Annotated in this window: 11 protein-coding genes, 1 tRNA gene and 1 pseudogene; 10 read left to right on the forward strand and 3 right to left on the reverse strand. The window is 63.0% G+C overall.

Annotated features, from left to right (window positions below; genetic code table 11):
- Window positions 1-26: 26 nt before the first annotated feature.
- Window positions 27-1,703 (reverse strand): OFA family MFS transporter, encoded by a 1,677-nt coding sequence (locus UB48_RS26640; RefSeq protein ID WP_045202339.1) that lies wholly within the window; start codon window positions 1,701-1,703, stop codon window positions 27-29.
- 338 nt (window positions 1,704-2,041) lie between these two features.
- On the opposite strand from UB48_RS26640, the gene UB48_RS26645 reads away from it, so the two are divergent.
- The 5 genes from UB48_RS26645 (at window position 2,042) to UB48_RS26665 (ending at window position 6,266) form a co-directional block, all read left to right on the forward strand.
- A complete protein-coding gene (locus UB48_RS26645) occupies window positions 2,042-4,261 on the forward strand; it encodes an AsmA family protein (RefSeq protein ID WP_045202342.1) in 2,220 nt (739 codons plus the stop codon).
- Entirely contained in the window at window positions 4,258-5,307 is a 1,050-nt protein-coding gene (mutY, locus tag UB48_RS26650; RefSeq protein WP_045202343.1) for an A/G-specific adenine glycosylase, read from the forward strand. The genes UB48_RS26645 and mutY overlap by 4 nt, the downstream gene beginning before the upstream one ends.
- On the forward strand, window positions 5,304-5,576 hold the full coding sequence (locus tag UB48_RS26655) for an oxidative damage protection protein (RefSeq protein WP_045202346.1): 273 nt from the start codon (window positions 5,304-5,306) through the stop codon (window positions 5,574-5,576). Before mutY ends, UB48_RS26655 begins: the two co-directional genes overlap by 4 nt.
- A gap of 91 nt (window positions 5,577-5,667) precedes the next feature.
- A tRNA-Phe gene (locus tag UB48_RS26660) sits at window positions 5,668-5,743 on the forward strand.
- Window positions 5,744-5,861: 118 nt separating this feature from the next.
- Window positions 5,862-6,266: a hypothetical protein gene (locus UB48_RS26665; RefSeq protein WP_045202348.1), complete on the forward strand. Its 405-nt coding sequence runs from the start codon at window positions 5,862-5,864 to the stop codon at window positions 6,264-6,266.
- Here UB48_RS26665 and UB48_RS26670 read toward each other — a convergent pair.
- A complete protein-coding gene (locus UB48_RS26670; RefSeq protein ID WP_045202350.1) occupies window positions 6,263-6,796 on the reverse strand; it encodes a TetR/AcrR family transcriptional regulator in 534 nt (177 codons plus the stop codon). The two genes, UB48_RS26665 and UB48_RS26670, sit on opposite strands and share 4 nt — an antisense overlap.
- Before the next feature lie 109 nt (window positions 6,797-6,905).
- Between UB48_RS26670 and UB48_RS26675 the strand changes: the two genes are divergently transcribed.
- The 5 genes from UB48_RS26675 to UB48_RS26695 all read left to right on the forward strand — a co-directional run bounded on the left by UB48_RS26675 (window position 6,906) and on the right by UB48_RS26695 (window position 9,713).
- Complete coding sequence (locus UB48_RS26675; protein WP_045202352.1) at window positions 6,906-7,394, forward strand: HPP family protein; 489 nt, start codon at window positions 6,906-6,908, stop codon at window positions 7,392-7,394.
- 78 nt (window positions 7,395-7,472) lie between these two features.
- Window positions 7,473-8,516, forward strand: a complete 1,044-nt coding sequence (ppk2, locus tag UB48_RS26680) for a polyphosphate kinase 2 (protein WP_045202354.1) — start codon at window positions 7,473-7,475, stop codon at window positions 8,514-8,516.
- Between the two features lie 91 nt (window positions 8,517-8,607).
- On the forward strand, window positions 8,608-9,045 hold the full coding sequence (locus UB48_RS26685) for a hypothetical protein (protein WP_045202356.1): 438 nt from the start codon (window positions 8,608-8,610) through the stop codon (window positions 9,043-9,045).
- 151 nt (window positions 9,046-9,196) lie between these two features.
- Window positions 9,197-9,454: a CopG family ribbon-helix-helix protein gene (locus UB48_RS26690; RefSeq protein WP_045202358.1), complete on the forward strand. Its 258-nt coding sequence runs from the start codon at window positions 9,197-9,199 to the stop codon at window positions 9,452-9,454.
- Window positions 9,429-9,713 (forward strand): type II toxin-antitoxin system RelE/ParE family toxin, encoded by a 285-nt coding sequence (locus UB48_RS26695; protein WP_045202361.1) that lies wholly within the window; start codon window positions 9,429-9,431, stop codon window positions 9,711-9,713. The genes UB48_RS26690 and UB48_RS26695 overlap by 26 nt, the downstream gene beginning before the upstream one ends.
- 96 nt (window positions 9,714-9,809) lie before the next feature.
- On the opposite strand, the pseudogene UB48_RS26700 reads toward UB48_RS26695, so the two are convergent.
- Window positions 9,810-10,806 (reverse strand): annotated as a pseudogene (locus UB48_RS26700) (amino acid permease); the annotation flags it as partial.

A 10,806-nucleotide genomic window follows, 5' to 3' on the forward strand; every position in this document is an offset into this window, starting at 1 on the left:
GGCAAGCCCGCTCCTACAGGGCAGACCTAGTTGAACAACACCGCCGTCTTCTGCAGCGTCACCCAGATCCCCCAGGCCAGCGGCACTCCGACCACCAGCCAGGCCGCCAGCACCAGCGGCTTGCTGGCCAGCGGCTTGCTGGCCGGATCGGCCTTCCACTCCAGCACGCGCTCGCTGAGGCTGCCCTGGTCGTGGCTCAGGGCCCGTTCGGCGGCAAGCTCGGCATCGGTCATGAAGTACTTGTCGGCCACCGGCCGCACCAGCGCATTGCAGACAAAGCCCAGCACCAGCAGCCCGGCGAGGATGTACAGAGTGATGTCATAGGCCGCCGCCCGTGGCACGCCCAGCGCCAGCTGGTACTCGCGCAGGTAGGTGATCAGCACCGGGCCCAGCACCCCGGCTGCGGCCCAGGCGGTCAGCAGGCGACCGTGAATGGCACCGACCATCTGCGTGCCGAACAGGTCGGCCAGGTACGCCGGCACCGTGGCAAAACCGCCGCCGTACATCGACAGGATGATGCAGAACGCCGCCACGAACAGGGCGATATTGCCCAGGTGGCCCATGTTCGGCACCAGCGCATACAGCGCCACGCCCAGGGCGAAGAAGGCGAAATAGGTGTTTTTGCGCCCGATATAGTCGGAGAACGACGCCCAGAAGAAGCGCCCGCCAATGTTGAACAGGCTGAGCAAACCGGTAAAACCGGCGGCAATCGCGGCGATCTGGCCCAATTGCGCGGCGTTGAGCTGGCTGAAACTCAGGTCATTGCCCAGCAGCTTGCCGGCAAAAACCTCCTGCAGCAGCGGCGAAGCCATGCCGAGAATGCCGATACCTGCCGAAACGTTCAGGCACAAAACCAGCCAGATCAACACAAACTGCGGGGTTTTCCACGCCACACTGACATGCACATGGCGATGGGTGATCATCGCGTTGCCGGCTTTTTTCAGCGGCGCAGTCCAGCCTTCAGGCTTCCAGCCGGTAGGCGGCACGCGATAGGCCAGGGCGCCGCCGAGCATGAACACGAAGTAGATCACCGCCATGACCACGAAGCTCTGCCAGACCCCAACGTCGCCGGGCGTAGCGAAGTGGTTCATCAGCGCTGCCGCCAGCGGCGCGCCGACCATGGCGCCGCCGCCAAAACCCATGATCGCCATGCCGGTGGCCATGCCGCGTTTGTCCGGGAACCACTTGATCAGGGTCGAGACCGGGGAAATATAGCCAAGCCCCAGGCCAATACCGCCGATCACCCCGGAGCCCAGCCACATCAGCCACAGTTGGTGGGTATAGACGCCGAAGGCGGAAATCAGCAGGCCGCCGCACCAGCACAGGGTCGAGACCACCCCGGCCTTGCGCGGCCCGGCGTGCTCCAGCCAGCCGCCCCAGATGGCCGCCGAGCACCCCAGGAAGACAAAGAACAGCGTGTAGATCCAGCTGAGCATCGAGATCGGCCAGTCGCACTCGGTGGTGAACATGCGCATCAGGAAGTGGGTCTGTTCCGAGCAGACAACCGGCGCACTGATGCCGATGGCCTGCGACAGCGGCAACCAGAACACCGAAAAACCGTAGGCCATGCCGATGCACAGGTGGATGGCCAGGGCCGCTGGCGGTACCAACCAGCGGTTGAAGCCCGGACGGGCGATGATCCGCTCCTTGGACAGGAAGCCGGGCGCGCTGGCGACGGTTCCGGCCGTGATGCTGCTGCTCATTGTTGTGTTCCCCTCGTAGGTATGAAGCGCTCACCGCCCGCGACCTTGGCGCTTTGGCAACTGGTCGTTGTTATTGGCGAACGGCCCTTTTGCGCGACAAATAGCCGCAGCAGGGCCTGAGAGCGGCGAGAGAGTAGCATTTGCCGTGATCACTTAGCGCTAACTGATACCGTCGTTTGTTCTGCAACTGATCCCCCCGGCAAGGAACTGTCATGCCATGCGTTGTCGAATCCGACACCTTTGCAGGACTAAACCTTCGCCCCATATCACCCAGCGGTGATAACCGCAGCGCTATACTCTGCGGCTGAATTTAGAAATCGGACTACAAGGACTCGCCCATGAAAGCGTTCGGCAAAATCCTGGGGCTGGTGCTTCTCGGGTTGTTGCTGATCATTGTGGCTCTGGGCTTCGCCCTGACCCACCTCTTCGATCCCAACGACTACAAAGACGAGATTCGCCAGCTGGCACGCGACAAGGCCCACGTCGAGCTGACGCTCAATGGCGACATTGGCTGGAGCCTGTTCCCGTGGCTGGGCCTTGAGCTGCATGAAGCCAGCATCGCCACCCTGAACAACCCGAAAGTGCCGTTTGCCGACCTGCAGATGCTTGGCCTGTCGGTACGCGTGCTGCCGTTGCTGCGCCGTGAAGTGCAAATGAGCGATGTGCGCGTCGAGGGCCTGAACCTGACCCTGAGCCGTGACGAAAATGGCCACGGCAACTGGGAAGACATCGGCAAGCCACTGCCCGCTGCCACCCCGGCCCCAGCCCCGGCCGAAAGCGCCGGCACTGCCCCGGCCCAGGCTAGCAGCGACAGCGCCAGCGAGCGCCCGGTCAAGCTCGATATCGACAGCCTGACCGTCAACAACGCCCGCGTGCAGTACAACGATGCCCGCAGCGGCCAGAGCTTCGGCGCCGAAAGCATCCAGCTGAGCACCGGCGCGGTGCATGAAGGGGTGAACATCCCGCTGAAGATGACCGCCTTCCTAAGTTCCGGCCAGCCAGTGGTCAAAGCGCGCACCGAGCTTAACGGCGAGCTGCGCTTCGATCGCCGGCTCAAGCGCTACCAGTTCGAAGACATGAAACTCAGCGGCGAAGCCTCGGGCGAGCCGCTGCAAGGCAAGACCATGACCTTCGCCGCCCAGGGCCAGTTGCTGGTCGATCTGGCGGCCAACGTCGCCGAATGGAACGGCCTCAAGCTCTCGGCCAACCAGCTGCGCGCCCTCGGCGAGCTGAACCTGCGCGACCTCGACAAAACCCCGCAACTGAGCGGCGGCCTGTCGATTGCCCAATTCGACCTGCGCAACTTCCTCGACAGCATCGGCCACCCGCTGCCGGCCTCGGCCGACGCCAGCACCCTGGGCAAGGTCGAGCTGGTCACCCGCCTGCAAGGCACGCCGAACAGCCTGACCCTGGAAGACCTGGCGATCAAGCTCGACGACAGCACCTTCAGCGGCCGCCTGGCCATTGAAGACTTCGCCAAGCAGGCCCTGCGCGTGCAGCTCAAGGCCGACAAGTTCGACGCCGACCGCTACCTGCTGGCCAAGAGCGAGGCAGCCCAGGGCGCCAAGGCCGCACGCCAGGCCGAAGTGCAGAGCAAAGAGGCCGGTGCCCTCGCCGGTGCCGGTACCACGCCGCTGCCCGACGCGCCGACCCAGGTGGCCTGGAGCAACGACAAGCTGCTGCCGGTTGACCGCCTGCGCAAGGTCGACCTGCAGGCCGACCTGACATTTGGCCAACTGACCCTGGACAAGCTGCCGATCGAAAACGCCCACCTCAAGGCCCAGGGCCAAGGCGGCCTGATCACCCTGGAAACCCTGCGCGGCGGCCTGTACAACGGCGACTTCGAAAGCAAGGGCACCCTCGATGTACGCCCAGCCGTGCCGCAGATTGGTCTTAACACCCGCATCAACCGGGTGCCGGTCGAGCACTTCATCAAGAGCGAAACCGGCACGCCACCGGTCAAGGGTCTGTTGACCCTCAACAGCGACCTGACCGCCACCGGCAACAGCCAGAAAGCCCTGGTCGACACCCTCAACGGCAACGCCAGCTTCGTCATCAACGACGGTATCCTGGTCAACGCCAACCTCGAACAGCAACTGTGCCAGGCCATCGCCACCCTCAACCGCAAGGCCCTGAGTGGCGAGCCACGCGGCAAGGACACGCCGTTCCAGGAGCTCAAGGGCAGCCTGGTAATGCGTAACGGCGTGGCCAGCAACCCTGACCTCAAGGCCCGCATTCCCGGCCTGACCGTCAACNNCGTGCTGGGCATGGACTACCGCATTGGCGTGATCGTCGAAGGCGACAAGCGCGACATGCCCGACCCGGCCTGCCAGGTCGGCGAGCGCTATGTCGGCCTTGAACTGCCGCTGCGCTGCCGTGGCCCGCTGGAGCTGGGCGCCAAGGCTTGCCGCCTGGATAAAGACGGCCTGGGCAAGGTCGCGGCCAAGCTGGCTGGCGACAAGGTCAGCGAAAAACTCAGCGAGAAGATCGACGAGAAGCTCGGTGACAAGGTCAGCCCGGAACTCAAGGACGCGCTCAAGGGGTTGTTCAAGCGATGAGCCCCGAGCAGTTTTCCAGCGCCGTGCTGGATTGGTACGACCGTAACGGCCGCCACGACCTGCCCTGGCAACAGGGCATCACCCCGTACCGGGTGTGGGTCTCGGAGATCATGTTGCAGCAGACCCAGGTGAGCACCGTGCTCAACTACTTCGACCGCTTCATGCAGGCGCTGCCGACGGTCCAGGCCCTGGCCGAAGCACCCGAGGATGAGGTGCTGCACCTGTGGACGGGCCTGGGTTACTACACCCGGGCGCGCAACCTGCAAAAGACCGCGAAGATCGTTGTCGAGCACTATGGCGGCGAATTCCCCCGCGATGTCGAGAAACTCACCGACCTGCCCGGCATTGGCCTGTCCACTGCCGGCGCCATTGCCAGCATCAGCATGGGCCTGCGTGCGCCGATCCTCGACGGCAACGTCAAGCGCGTGCTGGCCCGCTACACCGCGCAAGAGGGCTACCCCGGCGAGCCGAAAGTGGCCAAGGCGCTGTGGGCCAATGCCGAGCGCTATACCCCGCACAGCCGGGTGAACCACTACACCCAGGCGATGATGGACCTGGGCGCGACCTTGTGTACCCGCAGCAAGCCCAGTTGCCTGCTGTGCCCGCTCAAGGTCGGTTGCGAGGCGCACATGCTCGGCCAGGAAATCCGCTACCCGCTGCCCAAGCCGCGCAAGGAGCTGCCACAAAAGCGCACGCTGATGCCACTGCTGGCCAACCACCAAGGCGCCATCCTGCTTTACCGGCGGCCTTCCACGGGCCTGTGGGGCGGGTTGTGGAGCCTGCCGGAACTGGACAACCTCGCGCAGATCGACGAGCTGGCCGACCAGCACGGCCTGAGCCTGGCCGGCAGCCAGGCGCTGGACGGCCTGACCCACACCTTCAGCCACTTCCAGTTGGCCATCGAGCCCTGGCTGGTGCGCGTCAATGNNGAGGCCGACTGGCTCTGGTATAACCTCGCCACCCCGCCGCGCCTGGGCCTTGCCGCCCCGGTGAAAAAACTGCTTAAACGCGCGGCCGACGTATTGCTTACAGGAGAGTCGCGATGACCCGCACCGTAATGTGCCGCAAGTACAAAGAACAATTGCCAGGCCTCGAGCGTCCACCCTACCCGGGCGCCAAGGGCCAGGACATCTTCGAGAACATCTCGCAGCAAGCCTGGGCCGACTGGCAGAAAGAGCAGACCATGCTGATCAACGAGAAGCGCCTGAACATGATGAACGCCGAGGACCGCAAATTTCTCCAGGGCGAGATGGACAAGTTCTTCTCCGGCCAGGATTACGAGAAGGCCGAAGGCTACGTTCCACCTAGCGAATAACCCCGGAAAATCGTAAGCGACGGAATTAATTTAAAAAATTTTCAAAAAGTCGTTGACGTAAATCCGAAAAACCCTTTTAATGCGCCCCGTTGCCCAGATAGCTCAGTCGGTAGAGCAGGGGATTGAAAATCCCCGTGTCGGCGGTTCGATTCCGTCTCTGGGCACCACTAATACCGAAAAGCCCCAAGCGAAGTGATTCCTTGGGGCTTTTTTCATGCCTGCGATTTATCAGCGAACGCAGGCCTTCTCGCGCACGGAAATGCCGCGAGCTTGTCGGAGCCAGGGATGAAATCGATTGCCGTCGCCGTCGCCATGCTGCTGAGCCTGACCGGCTGTGTCGGCGCCACCGTGGTGCTGCCGCATAAAGACACCTACCCCACCGCGGCCCATCGCATCCTGCGCCTGAAGAACATCACCCCCAAGGTCAGCAAATCGGAGAAATCCGACGTCACCCGCGAATGGTGCGGCGTCACCCTCTGGGCTGTGGTCGTGCCGGTGCCTTTGCTACTGCCGGTGTGCAGGACCTACAGTGAAGTGGCCTATGGCCCGGACATCGATGGCGACCAGGTCGTGCTGTTCAACGCCAGGCAGACCATCAGCTCGCCCATGTACGCCTGTGGCCCGATGATGATCCTGGCGCCGATCATCCATGGTTACGAAGGCAATCAGATCTGCGGGATGCTGCGCTAGACCAGCGCAGCCACTATCAACCGCGCCGCCTCGAACAGCGGCACCTGCACCCCGCCGACCTGCGACGCAACAATCAACCCCTCGCCCAGCAAAAACAGCTGCTGCGCAGCGCCCTGCTTGCACCCCGCCTGCTGGCAGGCCTGCTCAAGTGCGGCCATGACCTTGTCCTTGTGCAACCTGGCCAGCACATGGGGTGGCTCGGCCGGCCCGGCATACTCGGCCGAAGCGTTGATGAAGGCGCAGCCGTAGAAGTCTTCAGAGCGCGCCCAGGCCTCGATGAAGTCGATATAGGCCAGCGGCCGCGCTTTTGCCTCAACGGCCGCCAGAGCGCTTTGCAGGCGCGCCATGAAATCGTGATCGCGACGTTCCAGCGCCGCCTCGATCAACAGCTCCTTGCTGGGGAAATGCCGGTACAGGGTTTTCTTGGTCACCCCGGCCTCCTGGCTCAACTGTTCGACCCCGGTGCCGTGGTAACCCTGGCGGTAGAACAGCTGCAGCGCCGACTCGGCGATCTTCTCGGACGTACTCATGCCACACCTTCGATCAGGACAGTTGCCAACAGTGTATACCGATCGGTTGACCTGCAGGTAAACCGATCGGTATCCTCGGCGCAAATCGCCCACCCGGAGAACTGTACCCATGCCATTCAAATCCAAGGCGCCCGCCGCCCCTTCACTGCATTTCAGCCTACTGTCACTGATCGGCGCGACCCTGGCGATCGGCGCCACCGGCTGGCTCAGCCAGGTGTCCGGCGCGCTGTGGCTGATGGCCCCGTTTGGCGCCAGCTGCGTGCTGGCCTTCGGCATGCCCGACTCGCCGCTGGCGCAGCCGCGCAACATCATCGGCGGCCACGTAATTGCCACCCTGGTGGGCCTGGCAGTGCTGCATACCCTCGGCGACAGTTGGTGGAGCGCAGCCCTGGCCGTCGGCCTGGCCCTGGCTGCCATGCAGCAAACCCGCACCCTGCACGCACCAGCCGGGGCCAACCCGCTGGTGGTGATCGCCAGCCACGCACCGCTGAGCTTCGTGATTACCCCGGTACTGGCCGGCTCGCTGGTGATCGTCGCCGTGGCCTGGTGCCTGAACAATGCGCGCCAGGCCAACAGCTACCCGAAATACTGGTACTGATGGCGCTATGCCAANNTGCCCTCGGCCCGCCCCGATAAAATGCTCTGAGGATATTAGAAGGAACCAACAGGCCTCCCCATGAGCGAAGAATCCACTGCCCTGCCCCTGCCCTCGCCTGCCGCTGAAACACCTGCGAGCCCCAGCCCAAGCCCGGCACGCAAAGCTGCCACCCCCCGTCCACGGCGTCCACGCACGCCGCGCAAGCCTGCTGTCAGCGCCGCTGCCGAAAGCGAAATCAGCGCCATCAGCCAGCAACCGGCAGCCCTGAAAGTCGCCTCGGCGCCGCGCGGCTCCAACGAGGACAGCGCCTCGGCCAAGCTGCCGGCCAGCTACCCGTACAGCAACCGCATGCGCCGCGCCGAGTACGAAAAGGCCAAGCACGAACTGCAGATCGAACTGCTCAAGGTGCAAAGCTGGGTCAAGGAAACCGGCCAGCGCATCGTCGTGCTGTTCGAAGGCCGCGACGCCGCCGGCAAGGGTGGCACCATCAAGCGCTTCATGGAGCACCTCAACCCGCGTGGTGCGCGGATTGTCGCCCTGGAGAAGCCTTCCGAGCAGGAGAAGGGCCAGTGGTACTTCCAGCGCTACGTCCAGCACCTGCCCACGTCCGGTGAAATGGTCTTCTTCGACCGCTCCTGGTACAACCGCGCCGGGGTCGAGCGGGTCATGGATTTTTGCTCGCCGCTGCAATACCTGGAGTTCATGCGCCAGGCGCCGGAGCTCGAACGCATGCTGTGCAACAGCGGCATCCTGCTGTTCAAGTACTGGTTCTCGGTGAACCGCGAAGAGCAGCTGCGCCGCTTCATCTCCCGCCGCGACGACCCGCTCAAGCACTGGAAGCTGTCGCCGATCGACATCAAGTCGCTGGACAAGTGGGACGAATACACCGCTGCCAAGGAGGCAATGTTCTTCCACACCGACACCGCCGATGCACCGTGGACGGTAATCAAATCCGACGACAAAAAACGCGCGCGGATCAACTGCATCCGCCACTTCCTGCACTCGCTGGACTACCCCGGCAAGGATTTGAGTGTCGCCCACCAGCCTGACCCGCTGCTGGTGGACCGCGCCGCGCGCGTGCTCGAAGAGGAAGACCGCGGCGAGCTGGCGCAACCAGCCTGAGCTTGCTCCAGGCCGTCGGCGGCACTTGGGTTTCCCGGCCAACTGCGATTCAATACGCAGAATTTATCCGGCTCAGCACAAGGGTTCACCGATGGCCTCCAGCAGCAAACAACAGAAACGCGCCAAGCGCGCCGCCAACAAGGCCCGCGAAAACCGCATGGTGCGTAGCGGCCAAGCGGTCAAGAGCTCGGGCGAAAGCTCCAGCGCCAGCGTCGAGCAGGTCTTCAACAAAGCCATGGAATCGGGCAGCTATACCGCCCTGTTCGAAAAAATGAAGCAAGCCCAGGAAACCGGCCTGGTCGCGCTGATTTCGGTGTTCCTGGTCGACCCGCTGCTGACCCTGGTGCTCAAGGGCCACAAGGAAGAACACGCCACCGACTACATCGTCATGGTCTTCACTGCCTACCGCAAGTGGCTGGACGGCGCCGACGAAGCCACAACCATGGCCTGGCTCGAGAGCGACGAGTTCCAGGAAGCCTACATCAGCGCGTCCGAGGCGGTGGCCAAGCAGCAGAAGAAGTTTGGCTGACAGCTTGCCTGGCTCCTGATTCCTCGGGGGCCAGATCCCCTCAAAGAAAAATCCTACATCGACCACAGGTCCCTGGCCGATTGACCATCGCCTCGACGCCACCTAACCTTTGTTGACCGTTTACAACGTATACAAAGTCAGGAGCGTAGACATGGCTTCCCCGGTTCTGTCGTTTCGCGTCGAAGCATCCCTCGCCGAAAAGCTCGATCAACTGGCAGCCGCCACCGATCGAGATCGCCAATATCACCTCAAGCGCGCTTTGCTGCGCTATGTCGAAGCCGAGTCATGGCACGTGCAGGCGATTGCTGCCGGCATCAGCGATGCCGACACTGGCAACCTGACCGACCTCTCTGAGGTCAAGGCAAAGTGGGTGAAACGCGAAGATGATTGCACTGACGGCGAAGGCTGAAAGCGACCTGGATTCGATTTTCGAGCACTATCAGCTCAAGGCAGGCAGCAAAACGGCCTTTGCAATGGTTCAGGGCATATTGAGCAGCCTGGAAATTCTCGAGCGCTTCCCAGGTGCAGGCCGCCCCTCGCCAGTGCCGGATGTGCGTGAGCTGGTGCTCGCCCACATCGCCTTTATTGCCCCGTACCGCTTGCTCGACGGACGGGTCCAGGTATTGCGATTTCTGCATCGGCGCAGTGAGCGACCTGAGCACTGGTAAAGCCCACCGCGTGAGCCGCGATGAGCCCGCTACGGCCAAAACAAAAAGGCCGCGATCCTCACAGATCGCGGCCTTTGTCATTGCATCCGCATCACATCAGTTGTTCAGCACCGCCCGCCCGGCCGCCTNNTTGCGCTTGCGCGCCACCAGCAAGCCGGCGGCGACCACGGCAATCGACAACAAGCCGGTCGCGACGATTTCGATACGATGGTCCGGACGGATCAGCATCACCGTCAGGATGCCGACGATGAAGGCAATGGTCGCCCAGGTCAGGCCCGGGAACAGCCACATCTTGAAGGCGATCTTCTCGCCGCGCTGCATACGCTGACGACGCATGCGCAGTTGCGACACCAGCAAGGCAATGGCGCCGGAACTGGCCAGCAGGAACTCGAACACCTGAGCAGGTGCCAGGTAGTTGGCGATCACGGTGAGGAACGCCGCTGCAGTCGACAGCACCACCGCCACGTATGGGGTACCGCTGGAGGTGGTGCGCTGGGCCATGGCCGGCGCATCGCCACGCTTGCTCAGGGAGAAGAGCATGCGCGAGGAGGTGTACAGCGCCGAGTTCAGGCAACTGGTCACGGCGATCAGCACGACGATGTCGACGATCAGCTTGGCGTTGGGGATGCCCATCAGGTTGAGCACGGTCTGGTACGAACCGACTTCGGCCAGGTCACTGTTGGTCCACGGCACCAGGGCTACGACCACGAAGATCGACACCAGGTAGAACAGGAAGATCCGCCAGATCACCGAGTTGGTGGCCTTGGTGATCTGCTTGCCCGGGTCTTTCGACTCGGCGGCAGCGATGGTGACGATTTCAGTACCCATGAACGAGAACATGGTGGTCAGCATCGCCGCCAGCACCGCGCCCATGCCGTTGGGCATGCCATGCCGTTGGGCATGAAGCCCTGGGTGTCGAACAGGTGGCTGACGCCGCTGACCTGGCTGTTGGGCAGCAGGCCGAAGATCGCAGCCACACCAAGGATGATGAAGCCAATGATCGCCACTACCTTGAGCAACGCGAACCAGAACTCGAATTCACCGTAGTTCTTCACACTGAACAGGTTGGTCGCGGTCAGCAGCAAGGTGATCA

The organism is Pseudomonas sp. 2(2015) (genome assembly GCF_000955865.1).
Lineage (GTDB): Bacteria > Pseudomonadota > Gammaproteobacteria > Pseudomonadales > Pseudomonadaceae > Aquipseudomonas.